Here is a 26,974-nt window from a genome sequence, read left to right as displayed (position 1 = left end):
ATGGCGACCGAACACTCGCGGTTCGAGTTCGACCCCGGGTTCGTCAGCGACCGCCTGCGCGTCGCCTGGTACGCCGTCCTCGGCGCGCTCCTGCTCGTCGGCGGGTACGCGATGTACCTGCGGATCACGCAGGGGATGGCGAGCACCAACCTGACGAGCACGACCCCCTGGGGCGCCTGGGTCGCCTTCTACATCTACTTCGTCGGCCTCTCGGCGGGGGCGTTCCTCGTCAGCACGCTCGCGAACGTCTTCGGCGTCGAGGCGATGCACCGGATCGACCGCGACGCGCTGTTCGCGGCGATCGTCAGTATGGCCGTCGCGCTGCTGTTCGTCTGGACCGACCTCGGCCGGATGGACCGGATGTACCACCCGTTCGTCTGGCGGCAGTTCACCTCCGCGCTCTCCTGGGAGGTCCACGCCTACGTCGCCTACATCGGCGTGCTCGTGACCGAGCTGTACTTCTCGATGCGCTACGACCTCGCCCGCGTCGCCGAGCGCGGGTCGGGACTGCGCGCCCGACTCGCTGCCCTCCTGACGCTGGGTCGCCGGGCGACGACCGAGGCCTCCCGGACCACCGACCGGACCTGGCTCACGCGAGCCGGGATCGTCGGCATCCCGCTGGCCATCTTCATGGTCCACGGCGGGACGGGCGTCCTCTTCGCCGTCTCGAAGGCCCGCCCGTACTGGAACAGCGGGCTGTTCCCGGTGATCTTCATCGTCTCGGCGGTGCTCTCCGGGACGGCGCTGGTGATGCTGTTGTACGTTCTCCGGACGAAGCTGTTCGACGACGAGCCCGTCGACCGGGACCTGCTCGACCAGCTCGCGAAGCTGCTGGCGGCGTTCGTCGTCGTCGACGTGGCGCTGACCGCCATCGAGGCGCTGATCGCGATCGTCAGCTTCCACCCCCACGTCGTCGAGACCTGGCAGATCATCGCGTTCGGCGAGATGTCGTGGTCGTTCTGGTGGTTCATGGTCGGGTTCGGGTGGGTGTTCCCGCTCGTCATGCTCTCGAAACGGGAGTGGCGACGCACGCCGTGGCTGATGGCGCTGGCCGGCCTCAGCGTCGTGATCGGGGTCGTCGCCGTGCGGTTCAACATCGTCGTCCCGCCGCAGATCCGCCCCGTCATGGAGGGACTGCCGCACGGTTCCTACTTCCCATCGGCCGTGGAGTGGGCGACCAGCGCCGGGATGATCGCGGTCGGACTGCTGCTGTACACGATCGGCGCGGAACTGCTGCCGCTGACGCCGCTCGACGGAGGTGACCACTGATGTCAACCGACGACACCACCGACGCAGACGCCGGAGGGACCGAAGACGAGGGACCGTCGCTCACGCGACGCGACCTCGTGAAGGCGGTCGGGGCCGTCGGCGCCATCGGCGCCGCCAGCGCCGCGACCGTCAACGTCGACACCGACGACCTCTGGACCGACGACACCGAACACTACGTCGGCGACGACCACGGCGAGTACGGCGCGAGCGACGTGATCCACACGACCTGCGGGCAGTGCAACACGTTCTGCCCGATCAAGGTCCGACTGGCCGACGACAGCGGGACCGGCGAGTACAGCTCGCTCGTCCGCAAGCTGGCCGGTAACCCGTACTCGTTCCTGAACACTCAGCCGTTCTCGCAGGTGCCCTACGACAGCGACCCCGAGGACGTGGCTATGGGCGACGTGGCGGGAAGCGGTACCGTGGACGCCGACCGGTGGTCGCTGTCGGGCGGCCGGATCTGCCTGAAGGGCCAGGCCGGCATCCAGACGGCTTTCGACAGCTACCGGGTGCGCAAGCCGATGAAACGCGTCGGCCCCCGCGGCTCCGGGGAGTGGAAGACCATCTCCTGGGAACAGGCGATCGGGGAGATCGTCGAGGGCGACGACGACCTGGGCCACCCCGGGTTACGCGATCTGTGGGGCTACGCGCCCGAGGACGAGGTGATGGACGACTGGGAGGCCGTCCAGTCCGGCGAGCTGGACAAGTCGGCCTTCGACGAGAAGTGGGGCGACGCGCTCATCGACACCGACCACCCCGACATGGGGCCGAAAGCAAACCAGATCGTCGACGTGGGCGGGTTCCGGCGCAACTTCATCCGGACGCGCCTGTGGCACCAGGGGCTGGGGTCGATCAACAGCGTCCACCACGCCGGGACCTGCGGCTTCTCCAGCGTCATGGGGAACGTCCGCTCGCACGCGGCCCGGAAGAAGCGCCAGTACCCCGACGTGGAGAACTGCGAGTACCTGCTGGTGTGGGGGACCAACCCAATGGTCGCCAACAAGGGACCGACGTGGCTCGCGCCGAAGCTGACCAACGCTATCGAGGACGGGATGCGGATGGACGTGGTCGACCCGAGGCTGTCGAAAACCGCCGAGAAGGCCGACACCTGGGTCCCGGTCGAACCCGGCGCGGACGGCGCGCTCGCGCTCGGGATGGCCCGCTGGATCCTCGAACACGACCGCCACGACGTCGAGTATCTCCGCAACCCCGCCGAGAGCGCCGCCGAGAGCGACGGCGAGCCGACCTGGAGCGACGCGACCCACCTCGTGCTCGTCGACGAGGAGGGGGGTCCCAAGGCCCGCGCCGCCGACCTCGGGCTCGTCCCGGCGGACCACGAACTGGCTGACGACTTCGTCGCGGTCGACGCATCGACCGGCGAGCCGCGGCCGGCCAGCGAGGTCGAGACCGGTGTCCTCGACGTGTCGCTGACCGTCGACGGAACCGCCGTCGAGAGTGTCTGGAGCCTGTACCGCGACCGGGTGTTCGAGCACACCGTCTCCGAGTACGCCGAGATGTCCGGCGTCTCGGCCGACCGGATCGCCGAGGTCGCCGACGAGTTCACGAGCCACGGCAAGCGGGCGGCGATCATGGCCTACCGCGGGCCGGCGAAACACACCAACGGGTTCTACAACACTCGCGCCATCGCGACGCTGCAGCACCTCGTCGGCAACTACGACTGGAAGGGGGGCCAGATCACGCCCTACGCTGGCTACAGCACGATGTCCGGCCGCTACGAACTCGGGCAGGTCCCCGACGGCCACTCGCCGTGGGGGATCCCGCTGCTGCGCGGCGGGGTCAACTACGAGGACACCACGCTGTTCGAACGCGACGACGGCTACCCCGCGAAGCGTCCCTGGTTCCCCGTCGCGCCGCCCCAGGCCACCCAGGAGCTGTACGGGAGCGCCGCCGACGAGTACCCCTACGGCGTCGAGGCGCTGTTCATCCGGCCGTACTCGAACAACCACGTGATGGCCGTCGCCGGCGGGGACCGGATCCCCGACATCCTCGGCGACCCCGACACGATCCCGCTGGTCGTCGCCTCCGACACGGTGATCGGCGAGACGAGCAAGTACGCCGACTACATCCTGCCGGAGCCGACGTACCTCGAACGGTGGGAGAACTTCGGCACGTACCCGAACAAGCGGCTGGCCGACGAGAAGATCAGCCAGCCGGCGGTCGAGGTGGTCCCCGACGCGCGGCCGTTCGAGGAGGTCCTGATCGACCTCTGGACGGAGCTGGACCTCCCCGGCGTCGGCGAGGACGCGATCCCCGACGCGGACGGGGAGCTGTGGCCGCTCGAGCGGGCCGAGGACTTCTACCTGAAGCTCGCGGCGAACATCGCCTACGACCGCGAACCCGTCCCCGATGCGAGCGAGGAAGAGATGCGGGTCTTCCGCGGGAGCCACGAGCAGGGGCTCGGCGACTCGTTCGACCTCGACCGCTGGAAGCGGGCCGTCAGCGACGAGGAGTGGGCGAAGGTCGTCACCGTGCTCAACCGCGGCGGCCGCTTCGAGGAACCCGTCGACGACTACGCCGACCGGTTCGCCGAGCACGGCCACGAGTACGACTACGCCGAGCGCTTCGACGACAGCAACGCCTACGACGGCGACCAGATGCGCTACAAGCTCGGCTCGCGCGTGGACTTCTACAGCGAGGTCGTGCCGAAGGGGAAACACTCCTACACCGGCGAGCGGTTCGACCCGCTCCCGCGGGTCGACGACGTCGAACACTACGACGGCGGCGTCCAGGCGCCGGTCACCGACGACGGCGACCCCGAGCGCCCCCTGCGGCTGATCAACTGGAAGCCCCGGACCCAGGGGATGCACCGCACCACGAACAGCCCGTGGCTCCGGGAAACCAGGCCGCAGAACCCGCTCTGGATCAACCCGCGCGACGCCGAGGAGCGCGGCGTCGAGAACGGCGACGAGGTCGTCATCGACGCCGGCCGACGCACCGCCGAAGGGGTCGCGATGGTCACGAATGGTATCCGTCCCGGCGTCGTCGGTGCCATGTGGGGCTGGGGTCGGTCCGGCGACGGCGCGGTCGAAGAGACCATCGACGGCGAGACCCGCGGCCCGGTCGAAGACGACGGCCACACGCCCTACCAGTTCGACGAACCGATGACTGAAGAGGCCGGACTGGCGAAGGGCCGCGACGCCGGGTTCGCGATCAACCACCTCCAGCCGCTCGACGAGGACCTCGGCGACACCGGCCTCTCGGACCTCGTCGGCGGGAGCAACGCCCAGTACGACGCCTTCGTCGAGGTCGAACGGAAGTGATCCCGATGGACGACGCCACCACCACGGCCGTGGGCGGTGAATCCGGTGGCGACGCCGACGCCGCCCGGGCGAGAGCGGCGGTGTACGGGCTGCTCGCCGCGGCGTTCGACGGCGACCACGAGACGCTCGCGGCCGCGCTCGGCGACGGGACCCTGACCGACCTCGTCACCCGGTTCCCGGGTGACGCGGACGGCGATGCGCTCGACCGCCCCGACCTCGACACCGAGGGGCTCCGGGTCGGCTACGACAACCTGTTCGTCGTCCCCGGTCCGCACTACGTCCCCCCGTTCGCGTCGGCCTGGGCCGACGACCCCAGCGAGGACTTCGAGTCCGACTCGCCGTACCACGACGCCGGGGCGGCGGGCGAACTGCTGGGCGACCCCGCCGCCGCGGCCGCGCGGTCCCACGCGGCCGTCGGCTTCGAACCCGAGCGCGGCGACGCCATTCCCGACCATCTCGCCGCCGAACTGGAGTTCATGCGCGCGCTCTGCGAGCGGGAGGCCGCCCTGCTCGCCGACGCGAGCGACGCCGCCGCCGAGGAGCTCGCAGCGGTCCGCGAGCGCCAGCGTGAGACGGTCGGGCGCCTCGGCTGGCTCGACGACTTTCACGAGACCGTCGAGGCCGAAGACGCCGCAGAGGGTGTCTTCGCGGCCCTCGCCCGACTCGCAAGGACCTTCGTCGCCTGGGACGCACGGAGCGGAATCGCCGCTCCAGACAGTGGCACGGTCCCGCCCCAGTGAGCGACCCCAAAACACAAGCGAGACCTGGCGGTAGCAGAAGCCGGGAGATGACCGACGCGGACGACACTGCCGAGTCGACGCGATCGCACTGGTCGTTGCTGGGGATCGGCGGCGCGTTGAGCCTCTGCTGTCTCGTCGCGGCCCCGGCGTCGACCGGCGCGGCCGGCGCCGTCGCTGGCGGCAGTACTACCGCCGTCCTCGGTGGGAACCTGGTCCAGATTCTCGTGACGGCCGTGACCGTCGGTCTCCTGGCCGGCTTCGTCCGGCTTCGGACCGGCGGCGAGTGAACGGTCAGCGGCCACACGCCTCACAGCGCCGTCGCTGATAGTAGAGCAGTCCGCCGAAGGCGGCGACGCTCACGGCGCCGAGCGCCGGTCGCAGCGGGTCGAAGTACGTCATCAGCGCCGAGGAGCTGAACAGCGCCAGCAGCACGGCGTTGCATATCGGGCACCCGAACGCCAGGAACCCGCCGACGATGCCGCCGGCGGCGTAGCGGTCTCCGATCGGGTCGTCGGTCAGCGACCGCTGGTAGACGAAGCCGGCGGCGAACGCCGCCGTAGCGACCAGGAAGAGGTAGTCCGCCGGGGTACGCCCCACCATTCGAACGTACAGGGGGTTCGGGATCAGCCCGGTCACGACCCCGAACAGCAGGAAAGTCCCGACGCCGACGCCGGCGCTCCTGGCGAGTCGGGAATACGGGAGAGCCGTCACTGTCCCACCTCCCGTCGTCGAGTGCTATTCGTTCGGTCGTCCGATGCATTCCACGTCTCGATCATCTGTCGTCGGTTGTTCCATCGCGTCAACTACCCCGGCGTAAACGCCGGGGCTTGTCGGTGAACTCCCGTTCAAGCCGAAACTTCGGCGGACGTAAACTCGTCGCTCACGTTCAACGTTCCCGACTTTAGGGCCAGTTGACGGTTGGCCCGTCCGCTCGGAGACTTCTGCCCCGCGCGGACGTGTTTGATTCCAATATTCTTCGCCGCATTGTAGTCCGCGTGAACCTCGTAGCTACACTTCTGGCAACAGAACCGTTCCTGCTTGGGGCGGTTCCCGCGTTCAGTGTGACCGCATTTCGAACACCGTTGGGACGTGTACGTCGGGTCCACCTGTTTGGTTCGGATGCCAAACTCGGCGGCTTTGTACTCGACGTACTCGTAGAGCCGCCGGAACGCCCACGCGTGGAACGCTTTCGCGCCCGACATCCGCTCCCGAATATCGGTCAGGTCCTCGAAGGCAATTGTCGAACAGTCGTGCGTTATCGCCTCTTGAACGAGGGCCTTCGATATGCGGTGAAGATAGTCTTCCGCCCACCGGCTCTCCCGGTCGCCTATCGAGTCGATAGTGTGGTGAGCCGATTCCGTCCCGGTCTGTTGGAGTGAGCCACGAATCTGCTCGTATTCGCGGCGTCGGTGGTTGAGGTATCCGCTGGACCACAAACGGCCCGTTGAGGTGGCGGCTATCGTCTTCACGCCGAGGTCTACGCCGAGGACCGTCCCGCCCTCGGCTTCCTGCTGCTCGTCGTCTTTTGCTACGCCGACGTGAAGGTAGTAATCGCCATCGCGGTAGTGCAGCGTCGATTCCCGAAGTTCCCACTCGTCGTTTCGCAGGTACGTTGTCTGGGGGTTCTCGCCTTCCGGCGGGAGAACGTACTCGGCTTTCACACGCCCATTGACCGCCGCGAGCGTACAGTGGTCGTCACGGTACGTGACCGCGTTCTTGTTGTAGACGACTGTGTTCGCGGTGAACGTCGGTTGCGTCGCGTACTTCCCGTTCTGCCATGCCGAGGTGACGCCCCTCACTGAGTCCGCCGCATAGTTACGAGCGGCACAAACGAGATCGGCATTCAAACCATCGGTGGCTTCGCGGACCTGCTGGTACGTGAGTTCGTGGAGTTTCGTTTTCGACGTGATGACGTAGCCGTCGTCGTCGCGCTCGAAAGCGCGGTCTGCGACCAGTTGGGCGGCTTGACGGAACCGTTCGGTGGTTTCGCGGAGGTCGTCGTGCCGCTCTTGGGGAATGGCTAACTTGACAACGACGGTACGCCGTATCACAATCCCATATGCAACGGAAGCTATCATAAATGTTTGGGAGTTAGACGGCTGTATACGGCGGTTGCGTAGTGGGAATTACGCGATTCCCGCCCGGCCTAAAGGCCGAGATTCCCTCGCTGAATTAAGATGGTTACGTCGGGTCGATCGAGCACGTCCGCGGATCACCCGCGCGCCCGAGGAAAAAGAGGAGCAGGACGATACCGCCCACGCGGAGAAGGTTGCCGTCGTACGGTAGCGCCGCCATGGCACCGACGAACCCCAGCGCTCCGAGCACGCCCGCACCGCAGCTCGCACAGCCGGCGGCGACCACTCCGGGCAGGACGCCCACGATGGTTGATGCACCTCGGCGACGCGCACGGCCGACCAGCGCCAGCGCGTTGGTCGTCGCGATACCGGTCAGGACCGCGTATCCAGTGACCAGAACGAGACCGACCGCCCCAGTGCTCAGGTACACTTCCCGGGTGAGTGCGCTGACCGCGTAGACGACGTCGCCCGGGTCGTTCGCGAGCACCTGGACCGAGAACTGAGGGAACGAACTCAAGACCAGGACGACGTACGTGACGGCCGTCCCGGCGGCGGTCATCAGCAGCCGTCGATCGGACGTGAGCGGGTACGCGAGCGCGCCGCGGAGGCTGCGAGCCCAGTCGCGACTCGCGATGGTCCGTCTCACGCTCACGATTCCATCACCCGGTCGATGGCGTCGGCGAAGTTCTCGTAGGGGTGGGCCCCGACAAGCCTCCCGGCAGCCCCCGACTCGCGATTGTAGATAACGAAACCCGGTGTGCCCTGAATCCTCGCCTCGCGGGCTACGTCGAGGTTTGGACCCATGCTCTCCCGAATCGAATCCCCTCGCTCCTCGCGGCAGGTATCGACCGAGGATACGTCCACACCGTCTACCCGCTCGGTGACCCTGGTAAACGCATCCTCGTCGGCCCAGTCCGTTCCGGAATCGGGCTGTTCGTCGAACGCCGCCGCGTGCCAGCTCCAGAACGCGGCGGGGTTGCTGTCGGCGACCTGCGACCACACGCAACGCCCCCAGACTGCCGCTGGCATCGAGTACTGTCCGATGTTCGGATAGGAGAGCGCCACCAGGCGGGCGTCGCCGGTGTCGAGGTAGTTGCGGCCGACATCGGGGAGCGTCTCCGTCTCGAACTTCTTGCAGAACGGACACAGATAGTCCGTCCAGTAGTAGATGTCCACCGCAGCGTCGCGCTCGCCGGCGATCGGTCGCCCTGCGAGTTCGACGCCGAAGTCCGTCGTCGCAGTGCTGCCGTGAGAGGTAGCCGGAACGTAGCGCTGCCCACTCGGTTCAGGCTGTGACGCGACGTACGCGACACCGCCCCCGAGTGCAAACACCCCGCCGCCAGCGAGAAGGGCGCGTCGGCGAGTAATATTGCCCTTGCGGTCCATTGTTACCCAATACCACTGCTCGTCGTCTGAAAGACGTTGCGGTCCCCTATAGAGGCTGGAAATAACCGGGTCTACGCCGCGTTTTCGACTGTCTCAATCAGCCATAGGTACCCGTTCGAACCGCATCGACTTATATTTTTGTGTATTTCACACAATACTGTTCCGCCAGAGCGTCGAGACAACGGGAGTCAGGAACAGGACTGCAGCGACTGGTTCTCTCGGTCGTCCGAGTCCCGACTATATCGGTCTTCGAACTCCTGAATGAGCTGTCCGATGTCCGCATACCAGTCGTTGAGCAATCGCTGCATATCGTGAGCGATTTCCTCGGGTGTCCGCGGCCAATACACGTAGTAGTACCCTCCGTTCTCGTAGTTTATTTGTTCCTGTAGGACAACGCCAGCCTCGTGGAGTCGAGAAATCGAGCGATACGCCGTCGATCTCTCGCAATCCAGCCGGTCTGCCACGTCATCGACGGTGAGTCCTCCCTCTGCCTGTTGTAGCAGCTGAAAGGCCATCTGATCCCGCTCGTTGAGTCCGTGAACGCATCCCAGCAGGTCGAGACACCCCATGTCACGCTCAAGGTCCTCACGCACTGAAGCGGTCATCATATCTGGGGATAGGGTGACAGAGAAGATTAAAGCTGTTCCCGAATCTCACAATACTATTATAGCATAGAATGTAGTCGGTGATTCTATCCCCGTATTTAGCGCTTTTTCGGAATTACATCCGAAGAGACTTTCCTCTGTAGACCCAAGATAATACACGAATGACGCTCCCAATCGACCCGAGCCAGATCGACCCGGAAGACATCGGCGAAGAACGTGTGACCCTCGAAATGAGCCACGAAGATGCCATCGAACACGTCCGCGACGTGTTCACCGACGCCGGGTTCGGCGTCCCCGTCGAGTTCTCGCCCTCGGAGATGCTCAACGAGAAGGTCGACGCGGGCCGCGACCCCTACTACGTACTCGGTGCCTGCAACCCCGAGGTCGCCGACCGCGCGCTCGACGCGACCGACAACAAACTCGGTGCGCTAATGGCCTGTAACGTCGTCATCTGGGAAGAGGAACCCGGCAAGCAGGTCGTCTATCACGTCTCCATCATGCGCATCGCCCGGCTGGTCGGGATGGCGCCCGATGACGATGAGATGGCGGACATCGTCGCCGACACCGGCGAACTCGTCGACGAGGCGTTCGCGAACCTCTAGCGTGGGCACCACACGTTCGACGTCGACAGACTCGCAGACGGACGGCGACGAGACTGTGACGGACCCCGGCAGCGGGACCGGGTCCGACACCGACGACGTCGCATCTGCTGTCGACCGCGTGTACGCCGTCGATATCCGGGAAAGGGTGGGCGACTGCTACCGTGAGTCCCCGAGAACGTCGCCCTCGTGACGAGTGGCGTCGACGAACTCCCGCTCGATACCGGAGGCCCTGACGCTGCCTTTTTGACGATGACCTGCCACGAGTTCGCGAGCGACGACGCGCTCGACGGGATCGACCCGAACTGAGGGTCTCCCCGTCGCGGACAGCGGGTTTCCGTGGGCCGACGACCTACTGAACGGCGGACCGGCGCGGACGACCGTCTGCACGCCACGATACCGGTCCGGCGCCGGGGGCGAATGCGACACCGAGTCGGGAGCCGGACCGGCGTTTCGGATCCGAAACCCGGGGTGGCTCGGGCTATCGAACACCGACCCGTTGAATTCGCACGGTTGACCGCCCACCAAGCGTCGATAGCGAGGGCGCGATCAGCCACCGTCGTGCTCCGGCTCCCGCGACCGCCGACCACCGTCCGTTCCGCGAAGAAGCACCCGCAGTACGGTTTTGGAGCGGAGATCAACGGCGGCTGTCAGACTGGTTTCACAGTCACAATCGGGTTAGGGACGGACGCCCATCTGTCTGATATGGAGCGTGCGGAATACGCGATCCTCGCGGTCGTCGCGCTCGCGACCGTCGGCATCGGCGTACTCACCACCCCGGAGCCACTCCCGACGTTTCTCGTCGAGAGCACGCGGGAGTTCCTGACGACGACGGCCGCGATGGCGTGGATCACGTGGTGGGCACTGGTCGTCGGGTTCGCCATCGCCGGCGGGGTCGAGGCCTGGACCTCCAGCGAGGCGGTCTCGGACCTGCTGGAGGGCCACGGGCCGCGCGAGATCGGGTACGCGTCGCTGTTCGGCTTCGCCTCGTCGTCGTGTTCCTACAGCGCCATCGCGACCGCCAAGAACCTCTTCAAAAAGGGCGGGTCCGCCGCGGCCACCCTCGGCGCGTTCATGTTCGCCTCGACCAACCTCGTCATCGAGATCGGCGCAGTCATCTGGCTGCTGCTCGGCTGGCAGTTCCTCCTCGCGGATATCGTCGGCGGATTCACACTCATCGGCCTGATGGCGGTCGGGTTCGTTTACCTGGTCCCCGACGAGGTCGTCGAGCGGGCCCGGGAGAACGTCCGCGACGAGGGTACGGAGACCGTCCGGGATCCGGTCTGCGGGATGGAAGTCGACCCCGGGGAAGCCGACCACTCCGTCGAGCACGACGGGCGGACCTACTACTTCTGCTCGCAGTCCTGCAAGGAGAGCTTCGACCCCGAGGCGGCCAACACGACGGTCCGCGAGAAGGCGACCTCGCTGTCGGGCTGGAAGGAACTCGCGGACAAGCAGTGGAAGGAGTGGGGGATGCTCTGGGACGAGATCGCGATCGGGTTCGTCTTCGCCGGCCTCGTCGCCGGGTTCATCCCCGAACAGGTCTGGATGTCGGTGTTCTCCGGGCCGACGTTCGGCCTGCCGGTGTACGTCTTCTGGACGGCGGTCCTCGGCGCCGGTATCGGTGTCGCGACCTTCGTCTGCTCCGTGGGGAACGTCCCGTTCGGTGCGGTGCTCTTCAGCAACGGCCTTCCCTTCGGGTCGGTGCTCTCGTACATCTACGCCGACCTCATCGTCCCGCCGATCGTGGACGCCTACCGGGAGTACTACGGGACGACGTTCGCGGCCCTCCTCTCGGGGATGATCTTCGTCTCCGCCGTCGTCACGGGCGTCCTCATGCACTTCCTGTTCCTCGGCGCCGGGCTGATCCCCGACCCCGCCAGCGTCCAGGTCGCCGAGGTGGGGATCGAGCTGAACTACAAGCTGGTGTTGAACGTCCTCGCCACGCTGCTCTTCCTCGTGCTCTACTGGCTGCACCGGCAGGACGCGGTCGACGAAACCGGCCAGCGCGGTGAGCACGCCCACACCGCCGACTGACACCGCCACACTGCCGCGTGATAGGCAACACTGCTGACCGAGACCGCCCCAATCCGGTCGAAACAGCCGCTGTGAGTCCACTACAGACAGACCGACCCACCGGTGGCGGGCAGCGAACCCCGATCCCGGAAACGCTTTTGACCGTGCGGTGTGATACCAAGACGATGGAGACCTCACACCGGACGGACGATCCCCTCTCGCGGACGCTGCGAGAACACGTCCTGGAACCGCTCTCGACGGCCGAAGAGCTGGTCGGGGCGGAGCGTGCGGAGGTCGAAGCCGAGCGGCAGGCGTACGTGCGGTTCGCCGACAGAGTCGGGGGAATCGACACAGTGAGCAGGCAGCCTGCGGGGGTAAACCGGACGCGACAGCTGACCGACTCGCCGCCGCGTCGCGTCGAGCGGCTCCGCAGCGCGTTCAGGGAGACGGTCATGAGCGTCGACCACTACGACGAGGTGTACGGCGAGTCGCTGGTCGAGCACGCCGCGGCCGAGCTCTCGGCGGACGTGGCGACCGGGTTCCGCCGCGAGGGCGGCACCCAGTTCACCGAGTTCTACAGGTCGACGCTGGTCTCGGCCGTCGAGGAGGCCGTCGGGTGGCGCGAGCGGCTCGTCGACCAGCTCGACGAGGAGCTGGCGTCGCTGGACCGGAGCCGCGACGCGGTCGAGGACCTGCTCGACCGCTGGGAGGGCCCCGGACCGGCCGAGGGCGTCGAGTCGGACCTGGACGACCTCGCCGAGCGGCGCCAGAACCTCGTCCAGCGGCGCGACCCGCTCTCGGGGACCGACGGCCACGAGCTCTGCCAGTACGTCTACGCCGACGCCGAGTGGACCTATCCCGTCCTGACGGCGGTCGCGCGGGTCCGGACCGCCGCGCTGTAACCACCGCGCCCTCTCCCGCTTCTCTGGGGGTGCGGGAATCGGCGGATGTCACCCGGGCAGTGTCGTCGACAGCCGGACGGTCACGAGAACCGGAAGACGGGTTTGCAGGTCTCGCCGGCGAGGAACGCCTCGAACGCCGCGGACGGGTCGTCCGTCGCGAACGACCGGTCGGCGACGGACTCGACCGGGACCTCGCCGCGCTCCATCAGCCGGAGCGCGCGCTCGAAGTCACGCCACAGCGAGCCGTAGGAGGTGGTGATGTCGACCTCGCCGCGGACGGCCTCGGTGAGCGCCACCTCACTGGCCTCGTTGGGGATGCCGACCACGACGACCTGGCCGCCCTTGCGGACGTGCTCGACGGCCGTCCCGGCGCCGCTGTGGTGACCCGTCGCGTCGAACACCACGTCGAACCCGCGGCCGTCGGTGACCGCCCCGGTCCGCTCGCCGAGGGCCGCCTCGTCGAGGTTGACCGTCGCGATCCCCAGGTCCTCGACCAGCGGGAGCCGGTAGTCGGCGTCCCGTGCGAGCCCGGAGACCACGACGTTCGCGCCCAGCGAGTCCGCGACGGCCGCGACGAGCACGCCGATGGGGCCGGGGCCCTCGACCAGCACGTCGTCGCCGGGCTGTGCCGCCGACCGTTCGAGGACGGCTCGCGTCGCGATGCTCGTCGGTTCCGTCACGGCCGCGTGGCCCAGCGGCACGTCCGCCGGGACGGCGTGGAGGTGGTCGGGTTCGACGGCAGTGAACTCCGCGAAGGCGCCGTCGCGGTGCATCCCCGTGATCGAGAAGTTCCGGCAGACGTTCGCCTGGCCGTTTTGACACTGGAAACACTCCCCGCACTCGTGGATCGGCTCCTCGACCACGGGGTCGCCGACCCCGAACTCGTCGACCTCGCTCCCGACCTCGACGACCCGGCCGCTGTACTCGTGGCCCATGATCCGGGGCATCTGGATCCACTCGTAGCCGGCGTCGTAGACGTACGCGTGGGCGTCGCTCCCGCAGACGCCCGCCGAGTGGACCTCGACGAGCACCTCGTCGGCGCCGATCGCTGGGCGGTCGCGCTCCTGCAGTTCGACCGAACGGGCGTCGGTGTGGACGATTGCCTTCATTGGTCCGACCGAGAACTACACGCAACGACCTGTCGGAACGGCTAATACTTTGCGATGGGGGCGAGCGGCGCGGCGATGTCTCGGGACCGAGCGGTCCACTGAAGCCTCGGCCAGCCATTCACTCAAGAACGTGCCGGCGGAACGACCGACCGGTGATCCAGGTCCGGTCGGACTCCGAGAGGCCGTCGACGTGGTCCAGCCAGCGGAGGCTCTCGCCGTAGGTCGCCACGTCGCTGACGTTCGGGTAGTCCGAGCCCCAGATCACCCGCTCGCGGCCGAACTCCTCTACGAGCCAGCGGACGTGGTCGTGCATATCCTCGTAGGGGAACGCCGTATCCGAGGCGTGGGGCATCTCGGAGACCTTCGCCGCGACGCCGTCGTACTCCGCCAGGTCGGAAAAGCGGGCGAACGTCCCCTCGCCGGTCGGCGTCCCCGGACCCGCGTGGGCGAAGTGGTCGAAGAGGTAGGTCAGCCCGGGGTAGGCCTCGACGAGTTCGAGCGCCTGGTCGAGCTGGCGGTGGTCACAGAGGATCTGGACGGCCGCGTCCGTCTCGACGGCGGCCTCCCAGAAGGCCCGCTCCTCGATTGCGTCGCGCAACCACGTCGCCTCGGGGTCGAACGTCTCCCACATCCGGTCGTACGGGCAGGCCGCCCCGAGGCGGACGCCGACGACGCCGTCGACGGCCATGCACTCGCGGAGGTGGTCGGCCGCGCCCTCCGCGAACGGGTCGACCATCACGATCCCGTACAGCCGGTCGCTGTCGGCGACGACCTGGCGGGTGTAGTAGTTGTCCGTCCACTCGGGGAGAGGGTAGCCGACGACCACCGCCTCGTCGACCCCGGTGCGGTCCATGTCGTCGCGGAGTCGGTCGGCCGTGTAGACGGTGTGGGTGTCGAACCCGTCGACGTCGTCTACCAGCGCCGCGTTGACCCACGGGTGGGCCTCGCTCGGCGGCCCCCAGGCGTGCGTGTGGGTATCGAGCACCATACTCCCCGGGTGGACGGCGGAGCGGGTCCTAAAGATTGCCCCGCCGGAGCCGCCACTGAAGGGGTGGCGGGCGATTCACCCGTCGAGGCGCTCGACGAGCGGGTCGAAGTGACCGAGGCCGACGACGGCGACCACGTCACCCTTCCGCCGGAGCGCCCGGATCCGGTCGGCCATGTGCGCCTCGCGCGTCTCCGAGCGGATCCGCGAGGCGGGCGGTTTCTCGAAGGCGTCGAGGACAGCCGTCGCCGCTCCCGCCTGGCGGCGTTCGTCCTCGGCCTGTCGCTCGGGGGAGTCCGCGGCGGAGACGTCGTACTCCGTCCGGGACCCGACGGTCGGCGACAGCGGCGTCCGGCGCGCGACGGCGGCCGCGACCCGGCAGGCGACCGCCGTCCGCGTCACCGACGCGACGCCCCTCAGCGAGCGGGCGACCGTCCCCGCGGCGGGACGCTCCCGCGCGAACCGCGTCGCGAGTTTCCGACAGAACCGACGGGAGGGGCCGTCGATCCCGACGACCCGGTCGGTCTCCGCGGCCGCGATCGCGGCGCTCATCTCCCCGCCGAACGCCAGCGGGTCGGTCCCGCCGCCCGCGTGGGCCTCGTACAGCCCGACCGCCAGCGGCGGGAGTTCGAGCGCGAGCACGTCGGGTCGACGCCGCTCCACGACCCCGCTCACCCGCGCCACGCTCGCGGGGTGGTCGTGGACCACGCCGACCAGCGTCACTCCCTCCCCGAGCGTCGTCTGATACGCCGATCCCAGTCGCGGGTCCCCGGACGCGTCGTCGGTCATTGTCCCCTCATCGGTTCGGTAGCGTCGGCGTACTCTCCGAAAGGTGAACGTAATAGTGTTGCGCTTCCAGTTTCTTCGCTATAATTATTCGAATACAGTTATGGAATATCGAGAGTGCGTTTCGTTACGTCTCTACCGCTATTATTTCAGATTTAGTTACCAACCATTCATCATATACTAACTCGTAGCGTTCGTATTCGTCGTCATATTTTGAATACGCGACCGGATCGGGCCGGTCGGGCAGTCGAGCCTCGGCGCGGGCGGGCGGTCCGGAAGAGGAGGTGCCCGGATATCGGCCCGTCAATGCGATAGCGCGGCGTTACGTCCGATATTAGCTCTATTACAAAGAGGGCGACGCGAGTAGCCTGTGGTGAAGACCCATGTACGGACTCACTGCGGTCGGCGGTACGGCAGTCGGCGTCGCGACGCTCCCGTTGCAGTTCTTCACGGGGAACTTCATCACGCTGGCCATCGCGTTTTTCCTGCTCGCCATCGTGGCGGCGCTCCTCGGCGCCCGCGGCGTCGCGGGGCTGAGCATGGAGATCGCGAAGTGGCTGGTGCTCATCTTCCTCGTGCTGGCGGTCGCGTCGCTCGTGCTGTGACGCCGGTCACTCGGCGACCCGCGTCAGCGCCCGCCGGCGAAACGTCGCGAGCCGGTAGCGCGTCACGAGGGCGGAGTAGACGACCGTGGCCGCGGCGACCGCGGCGAGCAGAGGGAGATACGACCCGTGAACGAGCGCGTTCGCGACCTGTGCTGCGCCGACGACGAGCGGCCCGAAGGTGAAAAGCGCGGTCCGGAACGGCGTCTCGCGGCACATCTGCCGGAACGACGGCTGCTCTCGCGTAGCCATTAAGGGCGGCTTTCGAACCGACGCGTAAAACGGCTTCGGTCGCCCGCCTCAGATCCGGGGCGACTGTTCCCGGACCGTGGTCGCGAGCTTGTCGAGTTCGCCCGTCAGCAGGACCAGCGCGTCGTCGAGCGTGACGATCCCCTGGAGGCGCCCGTCGTCGTCGACGACCGGGAGCCGGCGGATCCCCTCGTCGCTCATCAGCTGCAGCGCCTCGAAGATTGTCGTCGAGGTGTCGACGGTGACCGGGTCCCCGTCGGTCAGCTCCTCCGACGGCCGGTCGACGATGTCCGGCGTCTCCTCGAGCGCGAGCGCGACCGAGCGGTCGGTGACGACCCCGACCGGTCGCCCGTCCTCGGCGACGACGACCGATCCCACTTCGCGTTCACTCATCTTCGCTACCGCTGTCCGGACCGGACTGTCGCGCTTGACGGTGACCACGTCCTCGGTGACCACGTCGTCGACGGTGACCGGCCTGAGTAGTGGGCGCCCCGGGCGGGTCTGCGGCCGGGTCTGGGGGCGAGACTGGGGCTGGTGCTGGGGAACCCCCGGCTGTGTCCCGGCCGTCCCCCGGGAAGCGGCGGCCTGCTGGGACGCCGCGGGTTGCCGGGGCGGTGCGGCCTGTTGAGGTGGAGCAGCCTGCTGAGGGGGCGCGCCCTGCCGGGGCTGCCCTCCAGTCGGCTGTGCCCCCTGGGTGGCCCGCCCGTGTGCCGACTGACTCTGTCCCGACTGGGGCCGGGTTCCTTGCGGCTGGGTCCCCTGCTGGGCTCCGTACACCGGTGTCTGCCCCTGCTGGCCTCCGGACGGGCCTGGCTGCTGGGCAGGCTGTGACTGCTGGGAGGGTTGCGGTTGCTGGTGGGGTTGCTGGGGCGGCTGTCCGAGTGGGAAGCCCTGGGTGAACTGCGGCGGTCGCTGTGCGGTGCCTCGCTGCTGTCGTGCCCGCGGGTCTGACGGGTCGCGGTCCTGGTTCGGTGACATTGTGATCGTCGGCGCGGACGCTCGCCGGCCGACGGGAGCCCGTCCGCCCGGCCGGTCAATAAACCCCGAAGACCGTCCGCAGGCCGCCCCCGCTCGGACGCCCACCCGGCGGATCGTTCCGGCGCTGCTTACCGTCGAGTACGCGGTCGAAACCAACGGACTGCGACAGGTCAGGACCCTGCCAGGGGAGTCGCTTATACCGGTCGATCCCCTACTCATCTCGACCGGCGACCGCCCCAGAGATCCGCGGTTCGCCGGCCGTCCACCGTGGGATCGAGAAACATGAGCACCCACAACAACGCGGTCAGATCCGTCGCACCGTCCTACCCCGACGCCGAGCCGGTCGGCCCCCACCTCGTCATCGACAAGACCGAGTGGGTCCCCGGCCGCCACCCCGAGTCACACCGCGGGTTCGAAGACCAGCGCGGCTACCGGGAGTCGTACTACCGCTGTGTCGTCTGCGGCGCCGAGCGGCTTTCGAAAGGCGACCTCCCGGAGGAGTGTCCCGGCCGGCGCTGAGCCGACCGCCATCGGCCCGGAGCGACCCGACGCCCCGACCGGCAGGCGACACTGCGCGGCCCGAACTGCCGTGTGTGTCCAGTAGGGGCCGACAAACCGGTCGAATCGTCACGCGATTTTATGCACCCGGCGGGTAACCGTCCCGTGTCAGCACGCTTGACGGCTGGCGCTTACCCATGAGTCCCGACGACACCGACCCGGACCGCGACGAGGAGCGCGAGGCCGACCGGTCCGAAGCGGACGCCGACGACGGCACCGGCGGCCAGCCCCGCGACCCCGAAACCGGACAGTTCCTGCCGAAAGACCAGCGGGGAGACGCTGGCGACGGCGGTGACGACACCGGCGATGGCCTCGACGACAGCAGCGCCGCCGGGACCTGCAGCGAGTCGGCGGCCCCGCACCCGGACCGGGGCGACACCGCCACGGAGCGGACGGGCTCCACACTCCGTTTCACGCGGGTTTCGCCCGGGACCGAACGCGGCCGCCCGCCCGGTCGTTCGCAGCCGTGGGGGGCCGACCCCGTCCTGCCGCTGTCGCTCCACCTCGTGCCGATGCAGGTGCAGCTCACGGGCGAGCGCGTCCGCGGACCGACTGCCAGCGAGCCCGCTGATCGCGGCGGAAGCCGCCGTCTGTCGCGACAGCCGTGACGCCCCAGATGGGGAGAGAGCGAATCGGCGGATCGGAGGACGACGGGACGGAGGGGCCGACGGCCCTGCGGGTCGTAGTCAGGTCGATTCGAGGTGAGCCTCGATGGCCTCGACGTTCCGGAGGTTCGACTTCCAGACGGCGTCGACGAGCGTGCCGAGGACGGGGATCGACCCGACCGCCAGGTCGACGCCGATCCGGCCGAGCATCACGGCGGTCGTCCGCTTCGGGACGCCGACGGCGACGGCAGCGTAGACGACGTACAGCGAGGCGGCCGCGGCGACCAGGTCGCCGGAGAACGGCACGATCCCGAGGATGGGGTCGAGCCCGACCCGGTACCCGACCACCGGGATCCGGACCGACTCGTCGAGCAGTGTCGCGACCGCCCGCGCTCGTTCGAGCGTCGCCTCCTCGGCTGCATCGGCGGTGTCGGTCGCGGCCGAGTCCGACTTCGGGATGACGCTTGTCATGGACGCGGTTGGTGCCGGACCCGATTAGATGTTCCCCCGGCCCCTGCGGCCCCGAGGCGGAGTGCGGTTCCGAGCGATCGACCGACTCCCCGGCGGCGGACGTGAACACCGGCGGCGGACACGAACACCGGGCGAGAAGAGAGGGCGTCGTCAGTCGGCCTCGTGGCGAATGCGCGGCGACACGTCGTGGTCGCGGCGGTGGATCTTGTGGTACAGCGCGTTCGTGATGACCGTCTCGTGGGCGCGGCGCAGCCGCTCGGACAGCGCCTGGTGGGACACGTCGAAGTGCTCGGCGAGCTCCTCCTGGTTGACGGTGCGGGGCACCTCGTAGTAGCCCGCCTCGTAGGCGTCGACGAGCGTCTCGTACTGCCGCTCTGTCAGCCCGAGGTGGCCGTACTCCGAGGCCTCCGAGAGACGGTTGACCCGTTCGAGCTCCAGGTCGATGCCGAAGTCCTCGCAGAACTCGCGGGTGGCCGAGACCAGCTCGTGGTCGGGGAAGAAGACCTGGAGGTGCCAGGTGCCGTCGCGGCCGCAGGCGTCGAGGATCGTCGCGTCCTCCTCGGCGACGATGGAGACGAACACCCGCACCTTCGCCGACCAGTCGACTCTGAATAGCGCCTCGCCGTCGAACTCCGAGAGCAGCGTCACGGACTCGGTGGTCGGGTCGTCGGCCAGCGCGTCGCGGACCCGGTCGGCGTCGTCGCAGCCGGCCCAGACGAACGGCATCACGTACTCCGACCCGTGCGCGACGAGTCGCACCATGCGGATCTCCGTCGTCGGGACTCTCGACAGCGCCTCCGGGAGCGCGAACTGGTCCGCCGGGACTGTCGCCTCGACGATCGTGCTCATCGGGTAGGCATTCGCAGGCGCCAAGAAAAGAACACGGCGCCTACGCAAGCCCGAATCGTTCGGCCCGTTCCGTCCGCCCGTCACGCGATTCTCGCCGAGCCAGTGCCGGACGATAGGGCCGGCTTACCGTCGACTCCGCGCCCCGGCTTACTGGCGGGATCCGGTCGTACTGTGACCGTGCTGGCGCGAGACGGTCGGGGGGCCGACCGCCGGAGACGCCGAGGGCACAGCCGGCCGGCGCGCCCCTCGTCGCTGGCGCCTGCAAGCCGGCGGGCTATCCGGCGACGGCCCGAACCGTCCACGAATGGACATCTCGGAGGCCCTCACGACCGAGTACCGGGAGTTCGACCCCGAGACGCCGGTGTCGAAACTGCTCGGCGCCTTCCAGACCCACCGGGACCCCGCGCTTCTGGTCGGCGACAGCGACGGGGTCGCGGGCGTCGTCACGCGGAAGGCGCTGGTCAGCTCCCGCCACGACCCCGAGGAGAAGGCCCGGTCGGTCATGCGCGAGGACGTGCCGGGCGTCGACCGCCGCGACGACATCCGCGAGGTCGCCCGCCGCATGGTCGAGAGCGAGTACCCGCTCGTCCCGGTCTACGACGGGAAGGTCTTCGAGGGCGTCGCGACCGCCGAGAGCGTCGCTGCCGCCACCGAACCGTTCCTCGACGCGCTCGACGTGAGCGACGTGTACACCCGTGACCTGCGGTCGATCGAACCCGAGACGACCGTCGGCGAGATTATCCACCGGCTGCGCACCGAGGGGATCTCCCGGGTCCCAGTCGTCGACGAGGCCGGCGACGTGGTCGGGATGGTGAGCTACTTCGACCTCCTCGAGTTCGCCGTCCGCGAGACCGACCAACAGCAGGGCGGGTCGGTCGAGGGCTTCGGCCGGGGCGGTGCCAGCTCCACCGACGCCGAGCGGGCCGACCAGGGCTACGGCGAGCGCGCCGGCGTCGAGCACCGACTGCTCGACATCCCCGCCCGAGACGTGATGAACCCGCCGGTCGCGACGACCGGCCCGACGGCCGGCCTCGACGACGCCGTCGGCGAGATGCTCGACGACGACTACTCGTCGCTGGTCGTCGAGGTCCCCGCCGAGGGCGTCGACGGCATCGTCACGCTGACCGACGTGTTGCGCTCGCTCACGTGGACGCCCGACGAGGGGACCCGCCTGCAGGTGTTCGGTGCGCGCTACCTCACCACGATGACCCGCGAGGAGGTCGCCGACCTGATCGACGACGTGACGGACAAGTTCGAGGAGATGGACGTGATCGAGGCCTACGTCGTCCTCCACCGGCACAAGGAGCGCCAGCGCGGGTCGCCGCTCATCCAGGCGACGATCCGGCTGTTCACCGACCGGGGGCGCTTCGCCGGCACCGGCGAGGAGTACGGCGACGCCCCGGCGATCCGGAGCGCGCGCGACAACCTCGAACGCACGGTGCTCGACGAGAAGGGCAAGACGATGGGCGAGCGCCGCGGCAAGCGCTCCGCCGAGGACGCCGAACACCTGCTGGGCTGGTGGCTCGAGGCCTGACGACCGCGACAGCCACACTCGCTCTACACACCGGATTTCACCAACTCCAGGCACCACCCTCACGCAACCCCTACCCAACCCACCAATGGACACAGTCTCCAAGATGCGCGGCCTGCACCCGAACGGCGAGATGGCTATCATCGGCTACGTCATCGGGGCGCTGATCGCCCTGGCGATGTTGCCGCTGCTGCCCTTCTTCCTCCTGTACCTGCTGGCCGACTGGCTGACCGGCGTCGGCCGCGACCCCGAGTACTGAGCCGGCGCCCGTCGCCTCACTCGCCCTCGGCGAGGTCCTTCGCCACCCGGAGGTCGCGTTCGAGCATCGGCTCGATACCGTCGTCGTAGAACGTCGCCGCGGGGTGGTACGTCGGCAGGACCAGCCGGCCGTCGACCTCGTAGGTCTCGTCGCGCAAGTCTCCGACGGGCTCGTCGGTGTCGAGGACCGCCCCGCTGGCGACGGCCCCGAGCGTCACGACGACAGCCGGGTCGACCTTGGTCAGTTCCGCGTCCAGCAGCGGCTTCCAGACGCGGCGCTCGTCGGCCGTCGGGTCGCGGTTCTCCGGCGGCCGCACCTTCACGAGATTGGTGACGTAGACGGCTTCGCGGTCGATCCCGACCGTCTCCAGCAGGCCGTCCAGCCGGCTCCCGGCGCGGCCGACGAAGGGTTCGCCCTTCTCGACCTCCGTGGCGCCGGGGGCCTCACCGACGAAGGCGATCTCGGCGTCGAGCGGGCCCGCCGCGGGCACGAACCGCTCGGCGTCGCGGTGCTCGTCGGGCACCACGTCGAGTTCCGCGGCGAACGTCGCCTCGAAGTCGAACTCGGACACGTCCCCGGTTGGGCGTCGACGGTAAACGGGCTTTCGCCGGCGGGAGCCAGTCGTTCCGTCCCGCTTCGTCGACGCGGCGACTGCCTCGCGGACGCGCGCCGTTGCCGCCGGCCGCCGCGCCGTGGCGATGCCCGGGACCAGACCTTTCCGCGTCGCTCGGCTAGTCGGGTCGATGCCAGACGACGGCGACTCGTACGACCCGGACCCGGAGCGCGTCCAGGAGAGCGCGGTCGACCGCCGCCGCGAGCGCGACGAGATCGTCGAGGACGAACTCGGCCGCGTCGGGGAGATGCTGGGGGAGGCCAAGTACCCGACCACGTCGGAGGAGCTGGCCGTCGAGTACGGCGACGAGCAGATCGACCTCGCCAACGAGACGGAGTCGCTGGGCTCCGTCTTCGACCGCCTCGTCGACGAGCGCTTCGAGTCCGCCGCGGAGGCCCGCGAAGCGGTCTACTACGAACTGACCGGCGAGGCCGCCGGCCCCGAGGAGTACAACGAGCAGCGGCCGGTCGGCCCCATCGACGACGACGAGCGCGACGGCGGCATCGAACGCGAGGGGACGACCTCGGTGGACCCGCGGGCTGACCCCGAGGACGGCGGGAGCAGCGGAGACGCCGAGGGCAACGAGGATGTCGACGGCGCACGGAACACGGGGGACACCCGGGAGGAACGGTGACCGGCCGCGGCCAGGTCACCGAGGCGGACGTGGGCAAGCCGGTCGTCCACGACGGCGAGCGGGTCGGACGGGTCGTCGACTACGAGAACGAGACGGCGTTCGTCGACCCGAATCCCGGTGTCGCCGAGACCGTGGCGGCGAAGCTCGGCGTCGAGGACCACGGCAAGGAGGCGTTCCCGCTCCAGCGCGAACTCGTCGCCGGGATCGGCGAGGAGGCGGTCCGGCTCAGGGCGGAGATCTGACGCGACCGGTCACGGCCCGTCCGCGTCAGGCCGCCTCGCCGCCGTAGTCCTCCTCGGCCGTCTCCTCGTCCTCGAGGACGACGGGGCGGTTCTCGTCGACGGCGGCCTCGTCCTCGCGGTAGATCGCGGCCAGGTCCTTCCCCTCGAACTCCTCGCGGAACTGCTCCCACGAGATCTCCTTCAGGTCCTCGTCGCGGTCGCGGAAGCCGACGCGGAGCAGCCCGCTGTCGCCCTCCCCCTCGCTCCCGGGGACGTGGGCGGGGTAGCCGTCGCGCTCCTCGATGACGCTGCGGGCGAGCGTCGGGTCGGTCGTGTGCCGAACGGCCGACTCCTCGGAGTAGTCTGACGCCATGTCTCGACGGTGGGGCGGCGGACACTTAGGGCCACGGCCGCCCCCGAAGCCCGGCGTAGCACGGACGACTCAGGGCCGTCCGCGCCGGAACCGTGGTGGCCACGGTGCCAGCCGCTCGCGCGGCGCTCGGGGCTTGCACACCCACGGTCAATGTTGATGACAGGTCGTTACGTAGCGGGCGAGTGCCTATGAGCCAGAACATCCAACACCAGCAGTCAGGCCAGTCCGGCAACAGCTCCGGACAGACACCCGCCGGCGGGGGGTCGGCGGCCGCCGGTCCCGTGGGACAGGTGTTCCCGACGCGGAACTACCTCCCCGAGACCGTCCGGACGACGAGCATCAGCGCGCTCACGCAGTGTCTCGCGGACCTGACGACGATCAACATGCAGCTCAAGACGGCCCACTGGACCGTCAAGGGCCACGAGTTCTACCAGCTCCACGAACTGTTCGAGGAGCTGATCGAGACGTTCGACCCCCACATCGACGCGGTCGCCGAGCGCGTCAGCGCGCTGGGCGGCCGGCCGCCGGGGACGGTCCACGAGGTCGCACAGGCGACGATCGTCCGCCCGTTCCCGCGGGACACCTACGACGGGATCGCGCTGGTCGCCGCGCTGGCCGACCGGATGGCGACGCTCGACGCCAACCTCGCCGAGCAGATCCGGATGGTCGACGACGGGGGCGACCTCGACACCGCGGACCTGCTCAACGAGGTGTCCCGCGAGGTGTCGAAGTCGCTGTGGTTCCTCGAAGCGCACCTCCAGGGGGCGCCCGCGTCCCACGGGCAATACGAGCAGGCGTCCGGGATCTCGACGGGTGCGGTGACCGGCCAGCCCTCGCCGAACTCCCAGTAACCACCCGACTGCGACCGGGTCCCCACCGCCGCTCGAACCGACCGCTCCTCACACCGATGCATCCGCTTTCTCACAGCACGCGACCGCACCGCCGACCAGACACCGGACCGTCCGCACGTAGCGAGCGCGAATGGAGGGGACACCGTGGTTGAGATCGGGTACGCGCTGTCCAGCGAGGAGCACCCACCGGACGACCTCGTCGACCACGCCGTCGCCGCCGAGGCGACCGGCTTCGAGCACGCGCTGATCTCCGACCACTACCACCCCTGGGTCGAGCGCCAGGACGAGGCGCCGTTCGCCTGGAGCGTCCTCGGCGCGATCGCCCGCGAAACGGACGACCTGCGCGTCGGGACCGGCGTCACCTGCCCGTTCCAGCGCTACCACCCCGCGGTCGTCGCCCAGGCCGGGGCGACCGTCGCCGACATGTTCGACGGTCGGTTCTTCCTCGGGGTCGGGACCGGAGAGAACCTCAACGAGCACGTCACCGGCGAGGGGTGGCCGGCCTTCGACGTGCGCGCCGAGCGACTGGCGGAGAGCGTCGAGGCGATACGCGAGCTCTGGACGGGCGAGCACGTCACCTACCGCGGCGACCACGTCACCGTCGAGGACGCGAAGCTGTTCACCCTCCCCGACGAGACGCCGCCGGTCTTCGTCTCCGGGACCGGCCCGAAATCCGCCGCGATGGCCGGCGAGATCGGCGACGGGCTGGTCAGCACGGCACCCGTCGGCGAGTTCGTCGACCGGTTCCGCGAGGGCGGCGAGGGGCCGCGCTACGGCCAGGTGACGGTCTGCTACGCCGACGACGCGGCGTCGGCCCGCGAGACGGCCGCCGAGTACTGGCCCAACGGCGCCTCCCCCGGGTCGATCAACTGGGAGCTGCGGACGCCGAAGGACATCGAGGGAGCCACCGAACGCGTCGACGAGGACCTGATCGCCGAGAAAGTCGTCTGCGGGCCCGACGCGGACGACCACATCGAGCAAATCGAGCGGTTCGTCGGCGCCGGCTTCGACCACGTGTACGTCCACCAGGTCGGTCCCGACCAGTCGGCGTTTTTCGAGTTCTACGAGTCCGAGATTCTCCCGTCGTTCGGGTAATCCCCGGATTATTCGCCGTCCGCACCCGAACGGACACAAGGAACTTGATGGAGGGGCAACAGGGTCCGGGCATGGCAGAGGTTCCAGACGGCGAGCAGATAGTCCACCGCGAGTTCGACACCGACCAGGACGACCCGGCGACCGCGGTGGCCGAAGCGGTCGCGGACCTCCGGGGGGAGGCGACGACCGACATCGCGACGATGTACGAGACGGTCGACCACATGATCGACCACCTGTTCTCGACGCCGCCGTCGAAGGACGCGCAGGTCCAGGTCGAGTTCACCTTCGAGGGCTATCGGATCACGGTCGATCAGGACGGCAACGCCCGGTTCGTCGCGGTGAACTGACCGCGGACCGGCCGCGAGCGCGGGCGACGTGAGTGGCCCGCAAACAGAGTTTTCCACGCGGGACCCCTACGGGAGGTATGAGCGGACGAGGCGAGACTCCGGGGGAAGAATCGGACGGCGAAGCCACCGAGGAAGCCACGTCGCTGTCGTTCGGCCAGACCCTCTACGACGAGGATGGGAACTCCGTCGGGACCGTCCGCGGGATGGAGGAGGGCGGGGTCTTCGTCACCACCCGCGATGGCGTCGAGGGGCTCAGCGTCGAGCACGCCCGGTCGGGCCACTCCTTCGGCGAGGCGGAGCTGATGTGGCGCTGCACCGTCTGCGGCGAGATGGGCGAGATCGACGAGGGGCTGCCCGACCGCTGTCCCAGCTGCGGCTCCGAGAAGGAGTCCCTGATGTACTACACGGAGGACTGAACCGGCCGCGACCGACCGCCGATTCGACGCCGTTCTCCGACGTTCGACGCCCGATAGCGCCGGCCGTCGCTCGAAGACTCGCGGCGGGAGAACTCGAAAGGGGAGACGACCCCGGACCGTGCTTCGGGGTGGTCGAGCGTATCTTCGGGTCGACAGTGACTGAGAGCGGCGGGCGTTCCGGACCGGCGTGGTTGTCTACTGGTTTCCGGGGCCGTAGGGGTCGCTGGACTGCCCGCCGGGGAACCCCTGGACCTGCTGTTGCTGGGCCATCCCGCCGCCCTGGCCGGTCGGGGCGCCCGGCGGCGCGCCGCCGCGACGGGGCTCGGGCGCGGGCGCCCGCTGGCCCCGGCCGCTCGCCTGGAGCATCTCGTCGGGGACGACGAACCGGAGCTCGGTGATCGGGACGAACCCGGCGGCTCGGCGCTCCTCCTCCGCTTCTTCCTCCCCCTCGCCGCGTGTTTCGCGGCCGGGCGAGTCCTGATACAGCAGGACGCCCGAGTCGATCGCCTCGAAGTCGGTACACTGGATCGCCGTGCCGTCCTTACAGACAACTTGCATCGTGAGACACC

General features: G+C 68.7%; 33 protein-coding genes and 1 pseudogene. 19 read left to right on the top strand and 15 right to left on the bottom strand.

Going from position 1 to position 26,974, the window contains the following annotated elements:
• Genes nrfD through ACMGFG_RS13800 form a run of 4 tightly spaced genes read left to right on the top strand, consistent with a single transcriptional unit; the run spans nt 1 to nt 5,577 of the window.
• The gene (gene nrfD / locus ACMGFG_RS13815; protein WP_436930908.1) at nt 1-1,269 is read left to right on the top strand and encodes an NrfD/PsrC family molybdoenzyme membrane anchor subunit; all 1,269 of its coding nucleotides are present in this window, start codon (nt 1-3) and stop codon (nt 1,267-1,269) included.
• Entirely contained in the window at nt 1,269-4,550 is a 3,282-nt protein-coding gene (locus tag ACMGFG_RS13810; RefSeq protein WP_436930907.1) for a molybdopterin-dependent oxidoreductase, read from the top strand. Before nrfD ends, ACMGFG_RS13810 begins: the two co-directional genes overlap by 1 nt.
• A 5-nt stretch (nt 4,551-4,555) precedes the next feature.
• Nucleotides 4,556-5,290 carry a TorD/DmsD family molecular chaperone gene (locus ACMGFG_RS13805; RefSeq protein ID WP_436930906.1) on the top strand — a complete coding sequence of 245 codons (735 nt, stop codon included), beginning with the start codon at nt 4,556-4,558 and terminating at the stop codon, nt 5,288-5,290.
• 47 nt (nt 5,291-5,337) lie between these two features.
• Nucleotides 5,338-5,577, top strand: coding sequence for a hypothetical protein (locus ACMGFG_RS13800; protein ID WP_436930905.1), 240 nt, complete (start codon nt 5,338-5,340; stop codon nt 5,575-5,577).
• Between the two features lie 4 nt (nt 5,578-5,581).
• Here ACMGFG_RS13800 and ACMGFG_RS13795 read toward each other — a convergent pair whose 3' ends face one another.
• From ACMGFG_RS13795 to sta1, 5 genes are all read right to left on the bottom strand, one after another.
• Complete coding sequence (locus ACMGFG_RS13795) at nt 5,582-6,001, bottom strand: hypothetical protein (RefSeq protein WP_436930904.1); 420 nt, start codon at nt 5,999-6,001, stop codon at nt 5,582-5,584.
• Between the two features lie 134 nt (nt 6,002-6,135).
• Nucleotides 6,136-7,341 (bottom strand): RNA-guided endonuclease InsQ/TnpB family protein, encoded by a 1,206-nt coding sequence (locus ACMGFG_RS13790; RefSeq protein WP_436930903.1) that lies wholly within the window; start codon nt 7,339-7,341, stop codon nt 6,136-6,138.
• Between the two features lie 130 nt (nt 7,342-7,471).
• Nucleotides 7,472-7,924 (bottom strand): hypothetical protein, encoded by a 453-nt coding sequence (locus ACMGFG_RS13785; protein ID WP_436930902.1) that lies wholly within the window; start codon nt 7,922-7,924, stop codon nt 7,472-7,474.
• Between the two features lie 89 nt (nt 7,925-8,013).
• Entirely contained in the window at nt 8,014-8,751 is a 738-nt protein-coding gene (locus ACMGFG_RS13780) for a DsbA family protein (protein WP_436930901.1), read from the bottom strand.
• 188 nt (nt 8,752-8,939) lie between these two features.
• Nucleotides 8,940-9,356, bottom strand: coding sequence for a Sta1 family transcriptional regulator (gene sta1 / locus ACMGFG_RS13775; RefSeq protein WP_436930945.1), 417 nt, complete (start codon nt 9,354-9,356; stop codon nt 8,940-8,942).
• A gap of 161 nt (nt 9,357-9,517) precedes the next feature.
• On the opposite strand from sta1, the gene ACMGFG_RS13770 reads away from it, so the two are divergent.
• From ACMGFG_RS13770 to ACMGFG_RS13755, 4 genes and pseudogenes are all read left to right on the top strand, one after another.
• Entirely contained in the window at nt 9,518-9,958 is a 441-nt protein-coding gene (locus ACMGFG_RS13770) for a DUF302 domain-containing protein (protein ID WP_436930900.1), read from the top strand.
• A gap of 46 nt (nt 9,959-10,004) precedes the next feature.
• Nucleotides 10,005-10,243, top strand: a pseudogene (locus ACMGFG_RS13765) (methyltransferase domain-containing protein); the annotation flags it as partial.
• 417 nt (nt 10,244-10,660) lie between these two features.
• Nucleotides 10,661-11,992 carry a permease gene (locus tag ACMGFG_RS13760; protein WP_436930899.1) on the top strand — a complete coding sequence of 444 codons (1,332 nt, stop codon included), beginning with the start codon at nt 10,661-10,663 and terminating at the stop codon, nt 11,990-11,992.
• 164 nt (nt 11,993-12,156) lie between these two features.
• Nucleotides 12,157-12,873, top strand: coding sequence for a DUF7260 family protein (locus tag ACMGFG_RS13755; protein WP_436930898.1), 717 nt, complete (start codon nt 12,157-12,159; stop codon nt 12,871-12,873).
• Nucleotides 12,874-12,953: 80 nt separating this feature from the next.
• Here ACMGFG_RS13755 and ACMGFG_RS13750 read toward each other — a convergent pair whose 3' ends face one another.
• From ACMGFG_RS13750 to ACMGFG_RS13740, 3 genes are all read right to left on the bottom strand, one after another.
• The gene (locus tag ACMGFG_RS13750; RefSeq protein ID WP_436930897.1) at nt 12,954-13,982 is read right to left on the bottom strand and encodes a zinc-dependent alcohol dehydrogenase; all 1,029 of its coding nucleotides are present in this window, start codon (nt 13,980-13,982) and stop codon (nt 12,954-12,956) included.
• A gap of 118 nt (nt 13,983-14,100) precedes the next feature.
• A complete protein-coding gene (locus tag ACMGFG_RS13745) occupies nt 14,101-14,967 on the bottom strand; it encodes an amidohydrolase family protein (protein WP_436930944.1) in 867 nt (288 codons plus the stop codon).
• A 78-nt stretch (nt 14,968-15,045) separates the two neighbouring features.
• Complete coding sequence (locus ACMGFG_RS13740; protein ID WP_436930896.1) at nt 15,046-15,756, bottom strand: hypothetical protein; 711 nt, start codon at nt 15,754-15,756, stop codon at nt 15,046-15,048.
• Between the two features lie 380 nt (nt 15,757-16,136).
• On the opposite strand from ACMGFG_RS13740, the gene ACMGFG_RS13735 reads away from it, so the two are divergent.
• Entirely contained in the window at nt 16,137-16,358 is a 222-nt protein-coding gene (locus ACMGFG_RS13735) for a DUF1328 domain-containing protein (RefSeq protein WP_436930895.1), read from the top strand.
• A gap of 6 nt (nt 16,359-16,364) precedes the next feature.
• Here ACMGFG_RS13735 and ACMGFG_RS13730 read toward each other — a convergent pair whose 3' ends face one another.
• Together ACMGFG_RS13730 and ACMGFG_RS13725 are read right to left on the bottom strand one after the other, a co-directional pair.
• Entirely contained in the window at nt 16,365-16,607 is a 243-nt protein-coding gene (locus tag ACMGFG_RS13730) for a hypothetical protein (protein ID WP_436930894.1), read from the bottom strand.
• A 48-nt stretch (nt 16,608-16,655) separates the two neighbouring features.
• A complete protein-coding gene (locus ACMGFG_RS13725) occupies nt 16,656-17,582 on the bottom strand; it encodes a CBS domain-containing protein (RefSeq protein ID WP_436930893.1) in 927 nt (308 codons plus the stop codon).
• Between the two features lie 282 nt (nt 17,583-17,864).
• Here ACMGFG_RS13725 and ACMGFG_RS13720 point away from each other — a divergent pair, with 282 nt between their 5' ends.
• Together ACMGFG_RS13720 and ACMGFG_RS13715 are read left to right on the top strand one after the other, a co-directional pair.
• The gene (locus ACMGFG_RS13720) at nt 17,865-18,101 is read left to right on the top strand and encodes a hypothetical protein (protein ID WP_436930892.1); all 237 of its coding nucleotides are present in this window, start codon (nt 17,865-17,867) and stop codon (nt 18,099-18,101) included.
• Nucleotides 18,102-18,277: 176 nt separating this feature from the next.
• Nucleotides 18,278-18,748 (top strand): hypothetical protein, encoded by a 471-nt coding sequence (locus ACMGFG_RS13715; RefSeq protein WP_436930891.1) that lies wholly within the window; start codon nt 18,278-18,280, stop codon nt 18,746-18,748.
• A gap of 78 nt (nt 18,749-18,826) precedes the next feature.
• Here ACMGFG_RS13715 and ACMGFG_RS13710 read toward each other — a convergent pair whose 3' ends face one another.
• On the bottom strand, nt 18,827-19,216 hold the full coding sequence (locus tag ACMGFG_RS13710) for a DUF4112 domain-containing protein (protein WP_436930890.1): 390 nt from the start codon (nt 19,214-19,216) through the stop codon (nt 18,827-18,829).
• A 150-nt stretch (nt 19,217-19,366) separates the two neighbouring features.
• Nucleotides 19,367-20,065, bottom strand: a complete 699-nt coding sequence (locus ACMGFG_RS13705) for a helix-turn-helix domain-containing protein (protein WP_436930889.1) — start codon at nt 20,063-20,065, stop codon at nt 19,367-19,369.
• Nucleotides 20,066-20,369: 304 nt separating this feature from the next.
• Between ACMGFG_RS13705 and ACMGFG_RS13700 the strand changes: the two genes are divergently transcribed.
• Together ACMGFG_RS13700 and ACMGFG_RS13695 are read left to right on the top strand one after the other, a co-directional pair.
• The gene (locus ACMGFG_RS13700; RefSeq protein ID WP_436930888.1) at nt 20,370-21,599 is read left to right on the top strand and encodes a CBS domain-containing protein; all 1,230 of its coding nucleotides are present in this window, start codon (nt 20,370-20,372) and stop codon (nt 21,597-21,599) included.
• Nucleotides 21,600-21,684: 85 nt separating this feature from the next.
• Entirely contained in the window at nt 21,685-21,855 is a 171-nt protein-coding gene (locus tag ACMGFG_RS13695) for a DUF7535 family protein (RefSeq protein ID WP_436930887.1), read from the top strand.
• Nucleotides 21,856-21,871: 16 nt separating this feature from the next.
• On the opposite strand, the gene ACMGFG_RS13690 is transcribed toward ACMGFG_RS13695, so the two are convergent.
• A complete protein-coding gene (locus tag ACMGFG_RS13690) occupies nt 21,872-22,426 on the bottom strand; it encodes a uracil-DNA glycosylase (RefSeq protein WP_436930886.1) in 555 nt (184 codons plus the stop codon).
• A 172-nt stretch (nt 22,427-22,598) separates the two neighbouring features.
• Here ACMGFG_RS13690 and ACMGFG_RS13685 point away from each other — a divergent pair, with 172 nt between their 5' ends.
• Both ACMGFG_RS13685 and ACMGFG_RS13680 read left to right on the top strand, forming a co-directional pair.
• Nucleotides 22,599-23,102 (top strand): DUF5789 family protein, encoded by a 504-nt coding sequence (locus ACMGFG_RS13685; protein ID WP_436930885.1) that lies wholly within the window; start codon nt 22,599-22,601, stop codon nt 23,100-23,102.
• Nucleotides 23,099-23,344 carry a DUF8593 domain-containing protein gene (locus ACMGFG_RS13680; protein WP_436930884.1) on the top strand — a complete coding sequence of 82 codons (246 nt, stop codon included), beginning with the start codon at nt 23,099-23,101 and terminating at the stop codon, nt 23,342-23,344. Before ACMGFG_RS13685 ends, ACMGFG_RS13680 begins: the two co-directional genes overlap by 4 nt.
• A gap of 25 nt (nt 23,345-23,369) precedes the next feature.
• On the opposite strand, the gene ACMGFG_RS13675 is transcribed toward ACMGFG_RS13680, so the two are convergent.
• A complete protein-coding gene (locus ACMGFG_RS13675) occupies nt 23,370-23,696 on the bottom strand; it encodes a hypothetical protein (protein WP_436930883.1) in 327 nt (108 codons plus the stop codon).
• A 188-nt stretch (nt 23,697-23,884) separates the two neighbouring features.
• Between ACMGFG_RS13675 and dps the strand changes: the two genes are divergently transcribed.
• The 4 genes from dps to ACMGFG_RS13655 all read left to right on the top strand — a co-directional run bounded on the left by dps (nt 23,885) and on the right by ACMGFG_RS13655 (nt 26,405).
• The gene (gene dps, locus ACMGFG_RS13670; protein ID WP_436930882.1) at nt 23,885-24,547 is read left to right on the top strand and encodes a DNA starvation/stationary phase protection protein Dps; all 663 of its coding nucleotides are present in this window, start codon (nt 23,885-23,887) and stop codon (nt 24,545-24,547) included.
• 144 nt (nt 24,548-24,691) lie between these two features.
• On the top strand, nt 24,692-25,642 hold the full coding sequence (locus ACMGFG_RS13665) for a TIGR03557 family F420-dependent LLM class oxidoreductase (protein WP_436930881.1): 951 nt from the start codon (nt 24,692-24,694) through the stop codon (nt 25,640-25,642).
• A 71-nt stretch (nt 25,643-25,713) separates the two neighbouring features.
• Nucleotides 25,714-25,989 carry a HalOD1 output domain-containing protein gene (locus ACMGFG_RS13660; protein ID WP_436930880.1) on the top strand — a complete coding sequence of 92 codons (276 nt, stop codon included), beginning with the start codon at nt 25,714-25,716 and terminating at the stop codon, nt 25,987-25,989.
• 77 nt (nt 25,990-26,066) lie between these two features.
• The gene (locus tag ACMGFG_RS13655) at nt 26,067-26,405 is read left to right on the top strand and encodes a DUF7130 family rubredoxin-like protein (RefSeq protein WP_436930879.1); all 339 of its coding nucleotides are present in this window, start codon (nt 26,067-26,069) and stop codon (nt 26,403-26,405) included.
• 195 nt (nt 26,406-26,600) lie between these two features.
• Here ACMGFG_RS13655 and ACMGFG_RS13650 read toward each other — a convergent pair whose 3' ends face one another.
• Nucleotides 26,601-26,963: a hypothetical protein gene (locus ACMGFG_RS13650; protein WP_436930878.1), complete on the bottom strand. Its 363-nt coding sequence runs from the start codon at nt 26,961-26,963 to the stop codon at nt 26,601-26,603.
• Nucleotides 26,964-26,974: the final 11 nt, after the last annotated feature.

Origin of the sequence: Halosimplex halobium, assembly GCF_051414055.1 — an archaeon.
GTDB classification, from domain to species: domain Archaea; phylum Halobacteriota; class Halobacteria; order Halobacteriales; family Haloarculaceae; genus Halosimplex; species Halosimplex halobium.
Note: the sequence above shows the minus strand (reverse complement) of the source record. Positions and strands in the feature narration are given on the sequence as shown.